Genomic DNA, 19,697 nt, shown 5'->3' with positions numbered 1-19,697 from the left:
TCACGGTGGCCAGGATCCTGGCCACCGTGCCCCGCGGAGCCCGGCCGGCCCGGCGGGGCCGATGGGGTAGGCGAAGTCGGCAGGATGTCGCCCCCGTTCCCGGTCGTCCGCCTCGGGCCGGCTACATCCAGTCCTCGGGCTCCGGCTCCTGGTCCAGCTCGGGCCAGTCCGGGTCCGGTGCCGCAGCGGCCGCCGCAACCGGCGCCGCCTCGGGTCTGCCGCCGCCCCCCGGGGCAGCCGGCGTGCCGTCGGCGAGCGAGGCGAGCACCCCGACGACACCCTCCCCGTAGGTCGCCAGCTTCTTCTCGCCCACCCCGCTGATACCGCCCAGCTCCTTCACCGAGGTGGGCCACACCGTGGCGATCTCCCGCAGCGTGGCGTCATGGAAGATGACGTACGCCGGGACTCCCTGTTCGCGCGCCTGCTCCGCCCGCCAGGCACGCAGCGCCTCGAACGCGGGAACGAGCTCCGCGGGCAGTTCGGCCACCGCCGCCTTGGCTTTGCGCTCACCCTTGGGTGCCGACGACCGGGACGTGGCCGGCTTCGGCGCCTCCTTGCGCAGCAGCACGTCGCGCTCGCGCCGCAGCACGGTCCCGCTCGCGTCGGTCAGCACCAGCGTGCCGTACTCGCCCTCGACCGCGATCAGCCCCTGGGCCAGCAACTGCCGTACGACACTGCGCCATTCGGACTCCGCCAGCTCCGCGCCGATACCGAAGACGGACAGCTGGTCATGGTCGAACTGGATCACCTTGGCGGTCTTGCGCCCCAGCAGGATGTCGACGATCTGGCCCGCGCCGAACTTCTGGCCCCGCTCGCGCTGGAGGCGCACCACCGTGGACAGCAGCTTCTGTGCCACGACCGTGCCGTCCCAGGTCTCCGGAGGCGTCAGACAGGTGTCGCAGTTGCCGCAGTCCGGGGTGTCGGGGTCCTGGCCGAAGTAGGCCAGGAGCTGAGAGCGCCGGCACCGGACCGTCTCGCACAGGGCGAGCATCGAGTCCAGATGGGCGGTGGCCCGGCGTCTGAACGCCGCGTCACCCTCCGAGCCCTGGATCATCTTGTTGAGCTGGACCACGTCCTGAAGGCCGTACGCCATCCACGCTGTGGAGGGCAGTCCGTCACGGCCGGCGCGGCCCGTCTCCTGGTAGTAGCCCTCGACCGACTTCGGCAGGTCCAGGTGGGCGACGAAGCGGACGTCCGGCTTGTCGATGCCCATGCCGAAGGCGATCGTGGCGACCACCACGAGGCCCTCCTCCCGGAGGAAGCGGGACTGGTGCGCGGCACGGGTGCCCGAGTCCAGGCCCGCGTGATACGGCACCGCCTCGATGCCGTTGCGGGCGAGGAACTCGGCGGTCTTCTCCACGGAGTTGCGCGAGAGGCAGTACACGATGCCCGCGTCGCCCGCGTGTTCCTCACGCAGGAAGGACAGCAGCTGCTTCTTCGGGTCGGCCTTGGGAACGATCCGGTACTGGATGTTGGGGCGGTCGAAGCTCGCCTCGAAATGACGGGCCGCGGGCATGCCCAGGCGCTGGGTGATCTCCTTGTGCGTCGCCCGTGTGGCGGTGGCGGTCAGCGCGATGCGCGGGACGTCCGGCCAGCGTTCGCCGAGCAGCGAGAGCGCCAGATAGTCGGGACGGAAGTCGTGGCCCCACTGGGCCACACAGTGCGCCTCGTCGATCGCGAAGACGGAGATCTTCCCCCGGGACAGCAGGTCCAGCGTGCTGTCGAGACGCAGCCGCTCGGGGGCCAGGTAGATGAGGTCGAGCTCTCCGGCCAGGAACTCCGCCTCGACCACGCGCCGCTCGTCGAAGTCCTGCGTGGAGTTCATGAACCCGGCGCGCACGCCCAGCGCCCGCAGCGCGTCCACCTGGTCCTGCATGAGCGCGATGAGCGGGGAGACCACAACGCCCGTACCCGGTCTGACCAGGGAAGGGATCTGGTAGCAGAGGGACTTTCCGCCACCGGTCGGCATCAGGACGACGGCGTCACCGCCCGCCACCACGTGCTCGATGATCGCTTCCTGCTCGCCGCGGAAGGCGTCGTACCCGAAAACCCTGTGGAGAGCGGCCAGTGCCTCGCTCCCGCCCAGCGTCTCCGTCGCGTCCGCTTCGGTCATCACACCCGTCCCGCCCATCGTTTCGTCCCCCGTACGTCGCGCCTCGACCACTGCGTCCACGATAGGGGTCCGCGCCGACAGTCCGAGAGTTGTCCACAGGCTGCGAGGGACCGGCTTCCCTACGTATCGGCGCTTGTCCCGTCTCACTCCGCCGCACGGCGCGCACCGACGGGTTCAACCCGTTGGCCCCGCTTGCATGGCGGCGCTTCGGGACCGAGGGCCATGCTGCTGGGGCGGGAGGAGGGGGCCCGCAGCCGACGGACCCGTGCAGTCCGTACGCCTCTCTCGTCTCCCTAGGAGTCCTCGCATGTCCCAGCGTCCCCTCCGGACCGCCATCACCCTCGTGACAGCCGCCGCCGCGTCGCTCGCCCTGTCCGCCGGCCCCGCCCCGGCCGCGGACCGCCCGGCCGACCCGAAAGCGTTGCGGGATCTGGCCAGGGCGTACCTGGCCAGCGTGAAGTACCTCGACGAGAAGGTCGCCCTCGCCGACGGATACGTGCCCCGCCAGTGCTCCTCGGACCCCGCGGGGCACGGCAGCATGGGCTACCACTACTTCAACGAGTCCCGCTACGGCTCACTCGATCCGGCGAAGCCGTCGGCTCTCCTGTTCGAGGACGGCAAGGACGGAAAGCGCAGGCTCGCCGGGGTCGAGTGGATCGTCCTGGACTCGGACCAGAACCTGAAGACCAGCAAGGACCGGCCGTCGATGTTCGGCGGCCAGAAGTTCGAGGGTCCGATGCCGGGTCACTACCCGGGTATGAAGATCCACTACGACCTGCACGTCTGGCTGTGGAAGCAGAACCCCAACGGGCTGTTCGACCGTTGGAACCCCAGGGTGAAGTGCCCGGCCGCCCCGGCGCACACCGGTAAGTCCGACACGCCCCACACCGGCAAGTCGGGCACGGCCCACACCGGCTCCGCGGGCACGGCCCACACCGCCCACTGAGAACGGCTCGGGCCCCGCTCCCTCGAAGGGAACGGGGCCCGAGTCGCGCGCGGTACCGCTCAGCGCACGAAGACCCCCGCCTGGCTCGCCAGGTTCAGGAAGTACTGCGGCGCCACACCGAGCACCAGCGTGACGGCCACACCCACCGCGATCGCCGTCGTCGTCAGCGGCGACGGCACGGCGACCGTCGGCCCCTCCGGCTTCGGCTCGCTGAAGAACATCAGCACGATCACGCGGATGTAGAAGAACGCCGCGATCGCCGACGAGATCACACCGACCACGACCAGCGCGCCCGCGCCGCCTTCGGCAGCCGCCTTGAACACGGCGAACTTTCCGGCGAATCCCGAAGTGAGCGGGATACCCGCGAAGGCCAGCAGGAAGACCGCGAACACCGCGGCCACCAGTGGGGACCTGCGTCCGAGACCGGCCCACTTGGACAGGTGCGTCGCCTCGCCGCCCGCGTCCCGTACGAGCGTGACGACGGCGAAGGCGCCGATCGTGACGAAGGAGTACGCGCCCAGGTAGAAGAGGACCGACGAGACACCGTCCGGCGAGGTCGCGATGACACCCGCGAGGATGAATCCAGCGTGCGCGATCGACGAGTACGCCAGGAGCCGCTTGATGTCGGTCTGGGTGATCGCGGCGATCGCGCCGCCCAGCATGGTGACGATAGCCACGGCCCACATGACCGGCCGCCAGTCCCAGCGCATACCCGGCAGGACGACGTACAGCAGGCGCAGCAGCGCGCCGAACGCCGCCACCTTCGTCGCCGCCGCCATGAAGCCGGTGACCGGGGTCGGCGCGCCCTGGTAGACGTCGGGCGTCCACATGTGGAAGGGCACCGCGCCGACCTTGAAGAGCAGGCCCATGACGACCAGGGCCATCCCCATGAGCAGCAGCACGTCGTTGCCCATGGTGCCGGCGAGGGCCGGGTCGACGTTCGTGACCGTGCCGTCGACGACGTGCGCGATGGTCGCGTACGACACCGAGCCCGCGTAGCCGTACAGCAGGGCGATGCCGAAGAGCGTGAACGCGGAGGCGAAGGCGCCGAGCAGGAAGTACTTGACGGCCGCCTCCTGCGACATGAGCCGCTTGCGGCGGGCCACGGCGCACAGGAGGTACAGCGGCAGGGAGAAGACCTCCAGCGCGACGAACAGCGTCAGCAGGTCGTTGGCCGCGGGGAAGACGAGCATGCCGCCGATCGCGAAGAGCAGCAGCGGGAACACCTCGGTGGTGGTGAACCCGGCCTTCACGGCGGCCTTCTCGCTGTCGCTGCCGGGCACCGACGCGGCCTGCGCGGCGAACGCGTCGACCCGGTTCCCGTGCGCCTCGGGGTCGAGGCGCCGCTCGGCGAAGGTGAAGACGCCGAGGATTCCGGCGAGCAGGATCGTGCCCTGGAGGAACAGGGCCGGTCCGTCGACCGCGACCGCGCCCATCGCCGCGATGTGCGCCTTCGTGGTTCCGTATCCGCTCGCCGCGAGCGCGACGACCGCGGAGAAGGCCGCGGCCAGCGCGACGACGGCGACGAACACCTGCGCGTAGTAACGCGACTTGCGCGGCACGAAGGCCTCGACCAGAACCCCGACGACCGCCGCACCGAGGACGATCAAGGTGGGCGACAATTGCCCATATTCGATCTTAGGTGCATCGATCTTGGAGATCGGCTCGGCCGCTGTCGCGGCTGTTGTCCACAGGCTGTGGACGGCTGATGCGCTCACTTGGCCGCCTCCACCTCGGGCTGGGGGTCCGTCTTGTGTACATCCGACATGGTCTGCTGTACCGCCGGGTTGACGATGTCGGTGAGCGGCTTCGGGTAGACGCCCAGGAAGATCAGCAGAGCGATCAGCGGGGCGACCACCAGGAGCTCACGCACCCTGAGGTCCGGCATCTCGGCCACCGACGCCTTGACCGGGCCCGTCATCGTCCGCTGGTAGAGGACCAGGGTGTAGAGCGCGGCGAGGACGATGCCGAAGGTGGCGATGATGCCGACCACCGGGTAACGGGTGAACGTGCCCACCAGGACCAGGAATTCACTCACGAAGGGCGCGAGACCCGGGAGCGACAGCGTCGCGAGGCCGCCGATCAGGAAGGTGCCCGCGAGCACCGGGGCGACCTTCTGCACCCCTCCGTAGTCGGCGATGAGACGCGAGCCGCGCCGCGAGATCAGGAAGCCGGCCACCAGCATCAGGGCGGCGGTCGAGATCCCATGGTTGACCATGTAGAGCGTCGCGCCGGACTGGCCCTGCGTGGTCATCGCGAAGATGCCCAGGATGATGAACCCGAAGTGCGAGATCGACGCGTAGGCGACCAGCCGCTTGATGTCCCGCTGTCCGACCGCGAGCAGTGCCCCGTAGATGATGCTGATCAACGCCAGTACGAGGATCGCGGGCGTCGCCCACTTGCTCGCCTCCGGGAAGAGCTGGAGACAGAAGCGGAGCATCGCGAAGGTGCCGACCTTGTCCACGACCGCCGTGATCAGCACGGCGACCGGCGCGGTGGCCTCGCCCATGGCGTTGGGCAGCCAGGTGTGCAGCGGCCACAGGGGCGCCTTCACCGCGAACGCGAAGAAGAAGCCGAGGAAGAGCCACCGCTCGGTGCTGGTCGCCATGTGCAGCGAGCCGTCGGCCCGCGCCTGGACGATCTCCTGGAGCGAGAAGCTTCCGGCGACCACGTAGAGGCCGATCACGGCGGCCAGCATGATCAGGCCGCCGACCAGGTTGTAGAGGAGGAACTTCACCGCGGCGTACGAGCGTTGTGTCGCCGCCGCCTCGTCGCCGTGCTCGTGGGCACGGTCCCCGAAGCCGCCGATGAGGAAGTACATCGGGATCAGCATGGCTTCGAAGAAGACGTAGAAGAGGAAGACGTCGGTGGCCTCGAAGGAGATGATCACCATCGCCTCGACGGCCAGGATCAGCGCGAAGAAGCCCTGGGTCGGACGCCAGCGCTTGCTTCCGGTCTCCATCGGGTCGGCGTCGTGCCAGCCCGCCAGGATCACGAACGGCATCAACAGCGCGGTGAGCGCGACGAGCGCCACCCCGATGCCGTCCACGCCCAGTTGGTAGCGCACCCCGAAGTCCGGGATCCAGGCGTGGGATTCGGTGAGCTGGTAGCGGGCGCCGCCGGGGTCGAAACGCACCAGGGTGACCGCGGCGAGCGCCAGCGTGCCGAGGGAGACCAGCAGCGCCAGCCACTTGGCCGCGACGCGCTGCGCGGCCGGCACGGCGGCCGTGGCGATCGCCCCGAGGGCCGGGAGCACCGCCGTCGCTGTCAGCAGAGGAAAGGACATCGGTATCAGACCGCCCTCATCAGCAGGGTCGCGGCGACGAGGATCGCCGCGCCGCCGAACATCGAGACCGCGTAACTGCGCGCATAACCGTTCTGCAGCTTGCGCAGCCGCCCGGAGAGGCCGCCCACGGAGGCCGCCGTCCCGTTGACGACTCCGTCGACCAGGGTGTGATCGACGTAGACCAGGGAGCGGGTGAGGTGCTCACCGCCGCGTACCAGTACGACGTGGTTGAAGTCGTCCTGGTACAGGTCGCGCCGGGCGGCGCGGGTGAGCAGGGAGCCGCGCGGGGCGACGACCGGGACCGAGCTGCGTCCGTACTGGAGGTAGGCGATTCCGGCGCCGACGACCAGCAGCACCATGGTCGCCACGGTGACCGTGAGGGCACTCACGGGCGAGTTGCCCTCCGAGTGCCCGGTAACCGGCTCCAGCCAGTGCAGGAAGTGGTTGCCGATGCTGAAGTAGCCGCCCGCGAACACCGACCCGAAGGCCAGCACGATCATCGGGATCGTCATGGACCTGGGCGACTCGTGCGGGTGCGGTTCGTGGCCCTCGGCGTCGGGCTGCCAGCGCTTCTCCCCGAAGAAGGTCATGATCATCACGCGTGTCATGTAGTACGCGGTGATCGCCGCGCCCAGCAGGGTCACACTGCCGAGGATCCAGCCCTCGGTGCCGCCCTTGGCGAAGGCCGCCTCGATGATCTTGTCCTTGGAGAAGAAGCCGGACAGGCCCGGGAAGCCGATGATCGCGAGATAGCCGAGGCCGAAGGTCACGAACGTGATCGGCATGTACTTCCTGAGGCCGCCGAACTTCCTCATGTCGACCTCGTCGTTCATGCCGTGCATGACCGAACCGGCGCCGAGGAAGAGCCCGGCCTTGAAGAAGCCGTGCGTCACCAGGTGCATGATCGCGAAGACGTAGCCGATGGGGCCGAGACCCGCCGCCAGCACCATGTAGCCGATCTGCGACATGGTCGAGCCGGCGAGCGCCTTCTTGATGTCGTCCTTCGCGCAACCGACGATCGCACCGAACAGGAGCGTGACCCCGCCCACGACGGTGACGACGAGCTGGGCGTCCGGTGCCGCGTTGAAGACGGCGGCCGAGCGCACGATCAGATACACGCCCGCGGTCACCATGGTGGCGGCGTGGATGAGGGCCGAGACCGGGGTCGGGCCCTCCATCGCGTCCCCGAGCCAGGACTGCAGCGGCACCTGGGCCGACTTGCCGCAGGCCGCGAGCAGCAGCATCAGTCCGACGGCCGTGAGCTTGCCCTCGGTGGCGTCCCCGGCGATCCCGGGGTGTCCCTCGGTGCCGAGCAGCGGCCCGAAGGCGAAGGTCCCGAAGGTCGTGAACATCAGCATGATGGCGATGGACAGGCCCATGTCGCCGACACGGTTGACCAGGAAGGCCTTCTTGGCGGCGGTGGCCGCGCTGGGCTTGTGCTGCCAGAAACCGATCAGCAGGTACGAGGCGAGACCGACGCCTTCCCAGCCGACGTACAGCAACAGGTAGTTGTCGGCGAGGACGAGCAGCAGCATCGCCGCCAGGAACAGGTTCAGATAGCCGAAGAAGCGGCGGCGGCGCTCGTCGTGCTCCATGTACCCGATCGAGTACAGGTGGATCAGCGAGCCGACGCCGGTGATCAGCAGGACGAACGTCATCGACAACTGGTCGAGCTGGAAGCCGACGTCCGCCCGGAAGTTCCCGACGGCGATCCAGCTGAACAGATGCTGGGTGAAGGTCCGGTCCTCAGGACCCTTGCCCAGCATGTCGGCGAAGAGCACGACGGCGATCCCGAAGGAGGCGGCCGCGAGCACGGTACCGATCCACTGACCGACGGCATCCAGCCGCCGTCCGCCGCACAGCAGTACGGCCGCTCCGAGCAGAGGCGCCGCGATCAGCAGCGCAATCAGGTTCTCCACGATTCAGCGACCCCTTACAGCTTCATCAGGCTGGCGTCGTCGACCGAGGCCGAGTGGCGGGAACGGAACAGCGACACGATGATCGCGAGCCCGACCACGACCTCCGCGGCGGCGACGACCATCGTGAAGAACGCGATGATCTGGCCGTCGAGATTGCCGTGCATCCGGGAGAAGACGACGAAGGCGAGGTTGCAGGCGTTGAGCATGAGCTCGATGCACATGAACACCACGATCGCGTTCCGTCTGATCAGGACACCGGTGGCGCCGATCGTGAACAACAGAGCGGCGAGGTAGAGATAGTTGACCGGATTCACTTGGACGCCTCCTCCGGCTTCGTGCGCTCCAGGCGCTCCTCGGCACGCTGCTCCAGCGCCTTCAGATCCTTCAGCGCGTCGGCCGACACGTCGCGGATCTGCCCGCGGTCGCGCAGCGTCTTGCTGACGGTCAGCTCGGACGGAGTGCCGTCGGGGAGCAGGCCCGCGATGTCCACCGCGTTGTGCCGGGCGTAGACACCCGGAGCCGGCAGCGGCGGGATGTGCTTGCCCTCGCGCACCCGCTGCTCGGACAGCTCGCGCTGGGTCCTGGCTCGCTCCGTGCGCTCGCGGTGGGTGAGCACCATGGCGCCGATGGTGGCCGTGATGAGCAGCGCGCCGGTGATCTCGAAGGCGAACACGTACTTCGTGAAGATGAGGGCGGCGAGGCCCTCCACGTTGCCGTTCGCGTTGGCCTTCGACAGGCCGTCGAAGTCCTGGACGGACGCGTTGCCGATACCGGCGAACAGCAGGATGCCGAAGCCGAGTCCGCAGAGCAGGGCCAGCCAGCGCTGCCCCTTGATGGTCTCCTTCAGCGAGTCCGCCGCGGTGACACCGACGAGCATGACGACGAAGAGGAACAGCATCATGATCGCGCCGGTGTAGACGACGACCTGGACGATGCCCAGGAAGTAGGCGCCGTTGGCGAGGTAGAACACCGCCAGGATGATCATGGTTCCGGCGAGACACAGCGCGCTGTGCACGGCCTTGCGCATGAAGACGGTGCACAGGGCGCCGATCACCGCGATGGTGCCGAGAACCCAGAACTGGAAGGCCTCTCCGGTGGAGGTGGAGTACGCGGCCAGGCCGGTCATGCCTCCGCCCCCTCTCCGGCAGGCCCGCCCGACGGACTCGACGAGGGATGCAGCTCGCCCTGGGAGACGGCCACCTGACGCTCGGTGCCGGGTGCCGCCTCGGTGACCAGGCCTCGGTAGTAGTCCTGCTCGTCCGTGCCCGGGAAGATCGAGTGCGGTGTGTCGACCATGCCTTCCTGGAGTCCGGCGAGCAGCTGCTCCTTGGTGTAGATGAGGTTGGCGCGGCTGCTGTCCGCGAGCTCGAACTCGTTCGTCATCGTCAGCGCGCGCGTGGGGCACGCCTCGATGCACAGGCCGCACAGGATGCAGCGGGCGTAGTTGATCTGGTAGACGCGGCCGTAGCGCTCGCCCGGGGAGTAGCGCTCCTCCTCGGTGTTGTCCGCGCCCTCCACATAGATGGCGTCCGCGGGACAGGCCCAGGCGCACAGCTCACAGCCCACGCACTTCTCCAGGCCGTCCGGGTGGCGGTTGAGCTGGTGCCGGCCGTGGAACCGCGGTGCGGTGGTCTTCTGTTCTTCCGGGTACTGCTCGGTCAGCCGCTTCTTGAACATGGCCTTGAAGGTCACGCCGAAACCGGCGACGGGGTTCTGGAAACCGGGTTTGGTCTCCTTCGGCTCCTCAGCCATCGGACCCCTCCTTTCCGTCACGAGATCCGGTGACCGGTCCATCACTCGCAGTATCGGACCCGCCACTGACAATCAGCTCACGCTCGCGGCGCGGACGGCGCCGCGGTACCGGCGGCAGCTCCTGGCCGGGCAGTGGGGGCACGGGGAATCCGCCGGCCATCGGGTCGAAAGCGGCGGGCTCGGCGGGCGTCTCCTGGCCCTGCCGGCCCTGCTTGTCGCGGAAGATGTCCGCCACGAACGACAGCAGCAGGAGGGCTAGGACGCCTCCGCCGACGTACAGGGCGATGTCCGCGAAGTCGTAGTTCTCGTTGCGCAGCGTCCGTACCGTCGCGACGAGCATCAGCCAGACCACGGAGACCGGGATGAGCACCTTCCAGCCGAGCTTCATCAACTGGTCGTAGCGGACGCGCGGCAGCGTGCCGCGCAGCCAGATGAAGAAGAACAGCAGGAGCTGCACCTTCACCACGAACCAGAGCATCGGCCACCAGCCGTGGTTGGCGCCCTCCCAGAAGCCGCTGATCGGCCAGGGCGCACGCCAGCCGCCCAGGAAGAGCGTCGTCGACACGGCCGAGACCGTCACCATGTTCACGTACTCGGCGAGCATGAACAGCGCGAACTTGATCGACGAGTACTCGGTGTTGAAGCCGCCGACGAGGTCGCCCTCGGACTCCGGCATGTCGAAGGGGGCCCGGTTGGTCTCGCCGATCATCGTGACGATGTAGATGAGGAACGAGACCGGCAGCAGGACGATGTACCAGCGGTCCTGCTGCTGTTCGACGATCGTCGACGTCGACATCGACCCGGAGTAGAGGAACACCGAGGCGAACGCGGCCCCCATGGCGATCTCGTAGGAGATCATCTGGGCGCAGGAGCGCAGACCGCCCAGCAGCGGATAGGTGGATCCGGAGCTCCAGCCGGCGAGCACGATCCCGTAGATGCCCACCGAGGCCACCGCGAGGATGTAGAGCATCGCGATCGGCAGGTCGGTGAGCTGCATCGTGGTGCGCTGACCGAAGATCGAGATCTCGTTGTCCGCGGGTCCGAAGGGGATCACCGCGATCGCCATGAAGGCAGGGATGGCCGCGACGATCGGCGCGAGGACGTAGACCACCTTGTCCGCGCGCTTGACGATCAGATCCTCCTTGAGCATCAGCTTCACGCCGTCGGCAAGCGACTGGAGCATGCCCCAGGGACCGTGCCGGTTGGGGCCGATGCGCAACTGCATCCAGGCGACGACCTTGCGCTCCCACACGATGGAGAAGAGCACGGTCACCATCAGGAAGGCGAAGCAGAACACCGCCTTGATGACGACCAGCCACCAGGGGTCGTGGCCGAACATCGAGAGGTCTTCAGCGGCGAGGTACGGCGTCATGCCTCCACCTCCTTGGGGGCCTCGGCGGCGATCGTCGCCGGGCCGATGCGGACGAGTGCGCCGGGCAGCGCCCCGGTGTCGGAGGCGACGCCCCCTCCGGTCGAGTTCAGCGGGAGCCAGACCACGCGGTCGGGCATCTCGGTGACCTGCAACGGGAGTTCGACCGCTCCGCCCGGACCGGTCACGGCGATGACATCGCCGTTCTTGACGCCCGCCTCGGCGGCGGTGGCGGCCGACACGCGCGCGCGTGCGGCGTGCCGGGTTCCGGCGAGCGCTTCGTCGCCCTCCTGGAGACGCCCCTGGTCGAGCAGCAGCCGGTGCCCGGCCAGTACGGCCTCCCCGGCGGCCGGACGGGGCATCTGCACCCCGGTTTCCCGGGGTTCGGCTGCCTGCGACCCGTCCCAGGCGCCGAGCCGGTCGAGTTCCCCGCGCGTGGTGCGCAGGTCCGGCAGCCCGAGGTGGACGTCCATGGCGTCGGCCAGCATCTGCAGGACACGCGCGTCGGCGGGCGCGAGGCGCCGGGTCATCTGGTCGGGCTTGAGGGCGGCCTCGAAGGAGCGGACCCGGCCTTCCCAGTTGAGGAAGCTTCCGGCCTTCTCGGTGACCGCGGCGACCGGAAGGACGACGTCCGCGTGCTCGGTGACCTCGCTGGGCCGCAGTTCGAGCGACACCAGGAAGCCCACTTCGGACAGGGCCGCACGCGCGCGCGTGGGGTCGGGAAGGTCGGCGACCTCCACACCCGCCACCACCAGGGCCCGCAGTTCGCCGCCGACGGCGGCCTCCACGATCTGGCCGGTGTCACGACCGTAGCGGTGCGGGAGTTCGGAGACGCCCCATGCGGCCGCGACCTCGTCCCGCGCGCGCGGGTCGGTGGCCGGGCGTCCGCCCGGCAACAGCGACGGAAGCGCGCCGGCCTCGATCGCACCGCGTTCCCCGGCCCGGCGCGGGATCCACACCAGTCGGGCGCCGGTGGCGGTGGCGGTCCGCACGGCGGCGGTCAGCCCTCCCGCCACGGTGGCCAGCCGCTCACCGACGACGATCACGGCACCCTCGGCGCGCAGCGCCTCGGCTGCCCTGGCGCCGTCGCCCTCCAGGCCGACGCCGCTCGCGAGCGCGTCCAGCCACTCGGTCTCGGTGCCGGGCGCGGCCGGCAGCAGCGTGCCGCCCGCCTTCTCCAGTCCGCGGGTGGCGTGCGTGGCGAGGGAGAACGTCTTCTGTCCGTGCCCGCGCCATGCCTTGCGCAGCCGCAGGAAGACGCCGGGCGCCTCCTCCTCCGACTCGAAGCCCGCGAGCAGGACGGCGGGCGCCTTCTCCAGGGCGGTGTAGGTGACGCCCGTGCCGTCGAGATCCCGGCCGCGTCCGGCGACCCGGGCGGCCAGGAAGTCGGCCTCCTCGGAGCTGTGCACGCGCGCGCGGAAGTCGATGTCGTTCGTGTCGAGGGCCACGCGCGCGAACTTGCTGTACGCGTAGGCGTCCTCGACGGTGAGCCGGCCGCCGGTGAGGACACCGGCCCGCCCGCGGGCCGCGGTCAGCCCCTGCGCGGCGGCCTCCAGGGCCTCCGGCCAGGACGCGGGTTCGAGGACGCCGTCGGCGTTGCGCACCAGGGGGGTGTCGAGGCGGTCGCGCTGCTGCGCGTACCGGAACCCGAACCGGCCCTTGTCGCAGACCCATTCCTCGTTGACCTCGGGGTCGGGCGCAGCGAGACGCCGCATGACCTTGCCGCGCCGGTGGTCGGTGCGCGTCGCGCAGCCGCCGGAGCAGTGCTCGCACACGGAGTGCGAGGAGATGAGGTCGAAGGGGCGCGAGCGGAAGCGGTACGCCGCCGACGTGAGCGCGCCCACCGGGCAGATCTGGATCGTGTTGCCGGAGAAGTACGACTCGAAGGGGTCGCCCTCACCGGTGCCGACCTGCTGGAGCGCGCCCCGCTCGACCAGCTCGATCATGGGGTCGCCCGCGATCTGGTTCGAGAAGCGGGTGCAGCGCGCGCACAGCACGCACCGCTCGCGGTCCAGGAGCACCTGGGTGGAGATCGGGACCGGCTTCTCGTACGTCCGCTTCTTGCCCTCGAACCGGGACTCGGCGTTGCCGTGCGACATCGCCTGGTTCTGCAGGGGGCACTCGCCTCCCTTGTCGCAGACCGGGCAGTCCAGCGGGTGGTTGATGAGCAGCAGCTCCATCACACCGTGCTGTGCCTTCTCGGCGACCTGGGAGGTGAGGTGAGTCTTGACGACCATCCCGTCCGTACAGGTGATCGTGCAGGACGCCATGGGCTTGCGCTGGCCCTCGACCTCGACGATGCACTGGCGGCAGGCGCCGGCCGGGTCGAGGAGCGGGTGGTCGCAGAACCGGGGGATCTCGATGCCGAGTTGTTCGGCGGCCCGGATGACCAGGGTGCCCTTGGGCACGCTCATCTCGACGCCGTCGATCGTCAGCGAGACGAGATCCTCCGGCGGGACCGCCGCTTCCCCGCCTCCGGAGGGAGCACTGGTGGTCACTGTCATGCGTTCACCTCCGTGTGCTTGTCCGCCCAGGCCGTGGAGCGGGCGGGGTCGAAGGGGCAGCCGCGGCCCGTGATGTGCTGCTCGTACTCCTCGCGGAAGTACTTGAGCGAGGAGAAGATCGGCGAGGCGGCACCGTCGCCGAGGGCGCAGAAGGACTTGCCGTTGATGTTGTCGGCGATGTCGTTGAGTTTGTCGAGGTCGGACATGACGCCCTTGCCGGCCTCGATGTCGCGCAGCAATTGGACGAGCCAGTACGTGCCTTCACGGCACGGCGTGCACTTGCCGCAGGACTCGTGGGCGTAGAACTCGGTCCAGCGGGTGACGGCGCGGACGACGCAGGTCGTCTCGTCGAAGCACTGGAGTGCTTTCGTGCCGAGCATGGAACCCGCGGCGCCCACTCCTTCGTAGTCAAGAGGGACGTCGAGATGCTCGTCGGTGAACATCGGGGTCGAGGAGCCGCCCGGCGTCCAGAACTTCAGCCGGTGACCGGGGCGCATCCCGCCGCTCATGTCGAGGAGTTGGCGCAGCGTGATGCCGAGCGGTGCCTCGTACTGGCCGGGGCTGACGACATGGCCGCTGAGCGAGTAGAGCGTGAAGCCCGGGGACTTCTCGCTTCCCATCGACCTGAACCATTCCTTGCCGTTTTGGAGAATTGCGGGAACTGACGCGATCGACTCGACGTTATTTACAACAGTTGGACACGCATAGAGGCCCGCGACAGCAGGGAAAGGGGGACGGAGCCGCGGTTGACCACGGCGGCCTTCGAGCGAGTCGAGCAGCGCGGTCTCCTCACCGCAGATGTACGCGCCGGCGCCCGCGTGCACGGTGAGCTGGAGGTCGAGTCCGCTGCCCAGGATGTTCTCGCCGAGGTAGCCCGCCGCGTAGGCCTCACGTACGGCCTCGTGCAACCGCCGCAATACGGGGACGACTTCACCACGGAGATAGATGAAGGCATGCGAAGACCGGATGGCATAGCACGCGATCACAATGCCCTCGATGAGGCTGTGCGGGTTCGCGAAGAGGAGCGGGATGTCCTTGCAGGTCCCCGGCTCCGATTCGTCGGCGTTGACAACTAGATAGTGAGGTTTGCCGTCTCCCTGGGGAATGAACTGCCATTTCATTCCGGTCGGGAATCCTGCACCGCCCCGGCCCCGCAGCCCGGAGTCCTTGACGTAGGCGATCAGGTCGTCCGGTGACATGGCGAGTGCCTTGCGCAGGCCCTCGTACCCTTCGTGCCTCCGGTAGACGTCCAGCGACCAGGACCTGTCCTCGTCCCAGAAGGCCGACAGCACGGGTGCGAGCAGCTTTTCGGGACTCGTCTCGTTGATCTCTGCTGCCAAGGTCATCACTCCCCCTCCTCTGCCACAGGACCCGCCGGGTGGGACGGGTCGGAGGCCGACGTGTCCTGCGGCGCGTCGTGCGAGCTGGGGTGCTCGGCGGGCCGCTGGTTCTGAGGTGCTCCTCCGCCTCGCGGATGCACCACGCGCGCGGGGGCGCTCTCCCCCCTGGCCAGGCGCAGCCCCACCAGGGACGCGTGGCCCGCGCTGCCGCCGGCCTCCACCGCGCCCTCGCGCTCGTCGGGGAAGCCCGCCAGGATCCGGGCGGTGTCCTTGAACGTGCACAGACGGGCGCCGCGGGTCGGGTCGACGTCGGCGCCCGCGCGCAGGTCGTCGACGAGCCGCTTGGCCGAGTCCACGGTCTGGTTGTCGAAGAACTCCCAGTTGACCATCACGACCGGCGCGAAGTCGCAGGCCGCGTTGCACTCGATGTGCTCCAGGGTGACCTTGCCGTCACCGGTGGTCTCCCCGTTGCCGACACCCAGGTGGTCCTGGAGGGCCTCGAAGATGGCGTCGCCGCCCATGACGGCGCACAGGGTGTTGGTGCAGACACCCACCTGGTAGTCACCGCTCGGCTTGCGCCGGTACATCGAGTAGAAGGTCGCGACGGCGGCGACCTCGGCCGTCGTCAGGCCCAGTACCTCCGCGCAGAACCGCTGTCCCGTGCGCGTGACGTGGCCCTCCTGCGACTGCACGAGATGCAGCAACGGAAGGAGCGCCGAGCGGGAGTCGGGGTAGCGGGCGATGATCTCGCGCGCGTCCGCCTCCAGCCGGGCCCGGACGTCGGCCGGGTAGTCGGGCGCGGGCAGTTGGGGCATGCCCAGGCTGACGCCCTCGGGGGTGGTGGTCACCGGTCGACGCCTCCCATCACGGGGTCGATGGACGCGACGGCGACGATGACGTCGGCGATCTGGCCGCCTTCGCACATCGCCGCCATGGCCTGCAGGTTGGTGAAGGACGGGTCACGGAAGTGGACCCGGTAGGGGCGGGTGCCTCCGTCGGAGACGACGTGCACCCCGAGCTCGCCCTTGGGCGACTCGACCGCCGTGTACGCCTGTCCCGGCGGCACGCGGAAGCCCTCGGTCACCAGCTTGAAGTGGTGGATCAGGGCCTCCATGGAGGTGCCCATGATCTTCTTGATGTGGTCGAGCGAGTTGCCGAGACCGTCGGGGCCGAGCGCGAGCTGGGCGGGCCAGGCGATCTTCTTGTCGGCGACCATGACCGGGCCGGGCTGGAGCCGGTCCAGGCACTGCTCGACGATCCGCAGCGACTGGCGCATCTCCTCCAGGCGGATCAGGAACCGCCCGTAGGAGTCGCAGGTGTCGGCGGTCGGGACCTCGAAGTCGTAGTTCTCGTAGCCGCAGTACGGCTGGGACTTGCGCAGGTCGTGCGGCAGGCCCGCCGACCGCAGGACCGGGCCGGTGGCGCCGAGGGCCATGCAGCCGGCCAGGTCGAGATAGCCGACGTCCTGCATGCGGGCCTTGAAGATGGGGTTCCCGGTGGCGAGCTTGTCGTACTCGGGAAGGTTCTTCGTCATCTTCTTCACGAACTCGCGGATCTGGTCCACCGCGCCCGGGGGCAGGTCCTGGGCGAGTCCGCCGGGGCGGATGAACGCGTGGTTCATCCGCAGGCCCGTGATCAGCTCGTAGATGTCGAGGATGAGCTCACGGTCACGGAATCCGTAGATCATGATCGTGGTGGCGCCCAGCTCCATGCCTCCGGTGGCGATGCACACCAAATGGGAGGAGAGTCGGTTCAGCTCCATGAGGAGCACGCGGATGATCGTGGCGCGGTCGGGGATCTGGTCGGTGATCCCGAGGAGCTTCTCGACGCCGAGACAGTAGGCCGTCTCGTTGAAGAACGGTGTCAGATAGTCCATGCGCGTCACGAAGGTGGTGCCCTGGGTCCACGTACGGAACTCGAGGTTCTTCTCGATACCGGTGTGGAGGTAGCCGATGCCGCAGCGGGCCTCGGTCACCGTCTCGCCGTCGATCTCCAGGATGAGCCGGAGCACGCCGTGGGTGGACGGGTGCTGCGGGCCCATGTTGACGATGATGCGCTCGTCGTCGGACTTGGCCGCCGACTGGGCGATCTCGTCCCAGTCGCCGCCGGTGACCGTATATACGGTGCCCTCGGTCGTCTCGCGGGGCGATGCGGCCGATGCCCCGGAAGGGGTCTGCGTGCTCATGAGTACGACCTCCGCTGGTCCGGAGCCGGGATCTGGGCGCCCTTGTACTCGACGGGAATGCCGCCGAGGGGATAGTCCTTGCGCTGCGGGAAGCCCTGCCAGTCGTCCGGCATCATGATCCGCGTCAGCGCGGGGTGGCCGTCGAAGATCAGGCCGAAGAAGTCGTACGTCTCGCGCTCGTGCCAGTCGTTCGTCGGATAGACACTGACGAGCGAGGGGACGTGCGGGTCCGCGTCCGGGGCACTGACCTCCAGCCGGATCAACCGGTTGTGGGTGATCGAGCGCAGGTGGTAGACGGCGTGCAGCTCGCGGCCCTTGTCGTGCAGGTGGTGGACGCCGGAGACGCCGGTGCACAGTTCGAACCGGAGGGCCGGGTCGTCGCGCAGGGTCTGAGCGACGGGGAGCAGGTACTCGCGTTCGACGTGGAAGGTGATCTCGTCGCGGTCGACGACCGTCTTGTCGATGACGTTCTCGGGGACGAGTCCCTGTTCCTCCAGAGCACCCTCCAGCTCGTCGGCCACCTCGTCGAACCAGCCGCCGTAGGGGCGGGTGGCCGCTCCGGGCAGCCGGATCGAGCGGACCAGGCCGCCGTAACCGGAGGTGTCGCCGCCGTTGCTGGCGCCGAACATGCCGCGCTGGACGCGGATCTCCTCGCCCTGGTCGCCTCGCTGGCCGGGAAGGTTGGAGGCGCTCAGGTCCTTCTCAGGGTTGACCCCGTTGCCGTTCGCGTCGCTCACCGCAGCAGGCCCTTCATCTCGATGATGGGAAGCGCCTTGAGCGCCGCTTCCTCCGCCTCGCGGGCCGCTTCCTCGGCGTTCACGCCGAGCTTGGAGGTCTGGATCTTCTGGTGGAGCTTGAGAATCGCGTCCATCAGCATCTCGGGCCGCGGCGGACATCCGGGCAAATAGATGTCGACCGGGACGATGTGGTCAACTCCCTGCACAATGGCGTAGTTGTTGAACATTCCGCCCGATGACGCACAAACCCCCATGGAGATGACCCACTTGGGGTTGGGCATCTGGTCGTAGACCTGCCGCAGCACCGGCGCCATCTTCTGGCTCACCCGGCCGGCCACGATCATCAGGTCGGCCTGGCGGGGCGACCCGCGGAAGACCTCCATACCGAAGCGCGCCAGGTCGTAACGCCCGGCGCCGGTCGTCATCATCTCGATGGCACAGCAGGCGAGTCCGAATGTCGCGGGGAAGACGGACGCCTTGCGCACCCAGCCCGCGGCCTGCTCGACGGTCGTCAGCAGGAATCCACTCGGCAGCTTTTCTTCGAGTCCCATGCTTAAAGGCCCCTCAGTCCCATTCCAGGCCGCCGCGCCGCCATACGTACGCGTAGGCGACGAAGACGGTGAGCACGAAGAGCAGCATCTCCACGAGCCCGAAAACACCCAGGGCGTCGAAGGTGACGGCCCAGGGGTAGAGGAAGACGATCTCGATGTCGAAGACGATGAAGAGCATCGCCGTCAGGTAGTACTTGATGGGAAAGCGCCCACCGCCGACCGGCGTGGGGGTCGGCTCGATGCCGCACTCGTACGCGTCGAGTTTGGCGCGGTTGTACCGCTTCGGACCGATCAGCGTGGCCATGACCACGGAGAAGATCGCAAAGCCTGCCCCGAGGGCTCCCAGTACGAGGATCGGCGCATACGCGTTCACGCTCCTCGCTCCTCTCAGTCGGCACTGACTGGTGGCGGTTTCGGCGAGCCTGCACCCCTACCTCGTCAGCACCGCGAACCCCACCCGTCCCGGCGAAGATCGCGGACATGTGAAGCAGGTCACAAGCCCAACTGCCTCGCATCTTATGCCCGGCGGTCTGTGATCTGCGACACGGGGTATTGCCTTAGCTTTGTGATCTCCACCACCTGACGAACGATCATGAAGTCGGATGAGCAGTGATCTTCACACGCGAAGCGTCAGGTCGATCACCAGATGTGACATTTTCGCTCATCTCCGCAGGCCCAGGGGGTCGTCTCAATATCAAGAGACTTCCCCTGCATGCAAATTCGCGCTGGACGCACCCCCTTGATAGAGGACCGCGTTCACACTTCGGGGGGATCAACGGGACCGATGTGGACACGTGCACGCGTTCACGAGCGGGGGCGACGCGGCGGCGGGGAAGGGTCACGCGCGGGACGCGGGGGTCCGGGTGACCGTTCCGTGACCTGCGCCACATCTACCTATGGGTCAGATAAGCCGGGCTTGGCCATCGACTTCAACCGGTGGTAGGTGGCGGGCAATTCGGACGTATTACTGAAAGGCCATGATCACGGGCCCGATG

General features: G+C 68.5%; 16 protein-coding genes. 1 reads left to right on the top strand and 15 read right to left on the bottom strand.

Annotated elements, in window-relative coordinates; genetic code table 11:
* Positions 1–121 precede the first annotated feature (121 nt).
* Positions 122–2,131 carry a DNA helicase RecQ gene (gene recQ, locus OG410_RS24395; protein ID WP_329304226.1) on the bottom strand — a complete coding sequence of 670 codons (2,010 nt, stop codon included), beginning with the start codon at positions 2,129–2,131 and terminating at the stop codon, positions 122–124.
* A 289-nt stretch (positions 2,132–2,420) separates the two neighbouring features.
* Between recQ and OG410_RS24390 the strand changes: the two genes are divergently transcribed.
* Positions 2,421–3,059 (top strand): hypothetical protein, encoded by a 639-nt coding sequence (locus tag OG410_RS24390; protein WP_329301147.1) that lies wholly within the window; start codon positions 2,421–2,423, stop codon positions 3,057–3,059.
* Positions 3,060–3,118: 59 nt separating this feature from the next.
* Here OG410_RS24390 and nuoN read toward each other — a convergent pair whose 3' ends face one another.
* Genes nuoN through OG410_RS24320 form a run of 14 tightly spaced genes read right to left on the bottom strand, consistent with a single transcriptional unit; the run spans position 3,119 to position 19,075 of the window.
* Positions 3,119–4,777: an NADH-quinone oxidoreductase subunit NuoN gene (gene nuoN / locus OG410_RS24385; RefSeq protein WP_329301146.1), complete on the bottom strand. Its 1,659-nt coding sequence runs from the start codon at positions 4,775–4,777 to the stop codon at positions 3,119–3,121.
* Positions 4,774–6,345, bottom strand: coding sequence for an NADH-quinone oxidoreductase subunit M (locus tag OG410_RS24380; RefSeq protein WP_329301145.1), 1,572 nt, complete (start codon positions 6,343–6,345; stop codon positions 4,774–4,776). Before OG410_RS24380 ends, nuoN begins: the two co-directional genes overlap by 4 nt.
* Before the next feature lie 5 nt (positions 6,346–6,350).
* A complete protein-coding gene (nuoL, locus tag OG410_RS24375; RefSeq protein WP_329301144.1) occupies positions 6,351–8,264 on the bottom strand; it encodes an NADH-quinone oxidoreductase subunit L in 1,914 nt (637 codons plus the stop codon).
* Positions 8,265–8,278: 14 nt separating this feature from the next.
* Positions 8,279–8,578 carry an NADH-quinone oxidoreductase subunit NuoK gene (gene nuoK, locus OG410_RS24370; protein ID WP_009190046.1) on the bottom strand — a complete coding sequence of 100 codons (300 nt, stop codon included), beginning with the start codon at positions 8,576–8,578 and terminating at the stop codon, positions 8,279–8,281.
* On the bottom strand, positions 8,575–9,390 hold the full coding sequence (locus tag OG410_RS24365) for an NADH-quinone oxidoreductase subunit J (protein ID WP_329301143.1): 816 nt from the start codon (positions 9,388–9,390) through the stop codon (positions 8,575–8,577). Before OG410_RS24365 ends, nuoK begins: the two co-directional genes overlap by 4 nt.
* Positions 9,387–10,016 carry an NADH-quinone oxidoreductase subunit NuoI gene (gene nuoI, locus OG410_RS24360; RefSeq protein ID WP_329301142.1) on the bottom strand — a complete coding sequence of 210 codons (630 nt, stop codon included), beginning with the start codon at positions 10,014–10,016 and terminating at the stop codon, positions 9,387–9,389. Before nuoI ends, OG410_RS24365 begins: the two co-directional genes overlap by 4 nt.
* Positions 10,009–11,388 carry an NADH-quinone oxidoreductase subunit NuoH gene (gene nuoH, locus OG410_RS24355; protein WP_329301141.1) on the bottom strand — a complete coding sequence of 460 codons (1,380 nt, stop codon included), beginning with the start codon at positions 11,386–11,388 and terminating at the stop codon, positions 10,009–10,011. The genes nuoI and nuoH overlap by 8 nt, the downstream gene beginning before the upstream one ends.
* Positions 11,385–13,889, bottom strand: coding sequence for an NADH-quinone oxidoreductase subunit G (locus OG410_RS24350; protein ID WP_329301140.1), 2,505 nt, complete (start codon positions 13,887–13,889; stop codon positions 11,385–11,387). The genes nuoH and OG410_RS24350 overlap by 4 nt, the downstream gene beginning before the upstream one ends.
* Complete coding sequence (gene nuoF / locus OG410_RS24345; RefSeq protein WP_329301139.1) at positions 13,886–15,238, bottom strand: NADH-quinone oxidoreductase subunit NuoF; 1,353 nt, start codon at positions 15,236–15,238, stop codon at positions 13,886–13,888. Before nuoF ends, OG410_RS24350 begins: the two co-directional genes overlap by 4 nt.
* Positions 15,235–16,077: an NADH-quinone oxidoreductase subunit NuoE gene (gene nuoE, locus OG410_RS24340; protein ID WP_329301138.1), complete on the bottom strand. Its 843-nt coding sequence runs from the start codon at positions 16,075–16,077 to the stop codon at positions 15,235–15,237. Before nuoE ends, nuoF begins: the two co-directional genes overlap by 4 nt.
* Entirely contained in the window at positions 16,074–17,414 is a 1,341-nt protein-coding gene (locus OG410_RS24335) for an NADH-quinone oxidoreductase subunit D (RefSeq protein WP_329301137.1), read from the bottom strand. Before OG410_RS24335 ends, nuoE begins: the two co-directional genes overlap by 4 nt.
* Complete coding sequence (locus OG410_RS24330) at positions 17,411–18,151, bottom strand: NADH-quinone oxidoreductase subunit C (protein WP_329301136.1); 741 nt, start codon at positions 18,149–18,151, stop codon at positions 17,411–17,413. The genes OG410_RS24335 and OG410_RS24330 overlap by 4 nt, the downstream gene beginning before the upstream one ends.
* Positions 18,148–18,702, bottom strand: a complete 555-nt coding sequence (locus OG410_RS24325; RefSeq protein WP_328554063.1) for a NuoB/complex I 20 kDa subunit family protein — start codon at positions 18,700–18,702, stop codon at positions 18,148–18,150. The genes OG410_RS24330 and OG410_RS24325 overlap by 4 nt, the downstream gene beginning before the upstream one ends.
* Before the next feature lie 13 nt (positions 18,703–18,715).
* Positions 18,716–19,075: an NADH-quinone oxidoreductase subunit A gene (locus OG410_RS24320; RefSeq protein WP_037627175.1), complete on the bottom strand. Its 360-nt coding sequence runs from the start codon at positions 19,073–19,075 to the stop codon at positions 18,716–18,718.
* Positions 19,076–19,697 lie beyond the last annotated feature (622 nt).

The organism is Streptomyces sp. NBC_00659 (assembly GCF_036226925.1).
In the GTDB taxonomy this organism is placed as follows: Bacteria; Actinomycetota; Actinomycetes; order Streptomycetales; family Streptomycetaceae; genus Streptomyces.
This window is presented reverse-complemented; position numbering and strand designations above follow the sequence as displayed.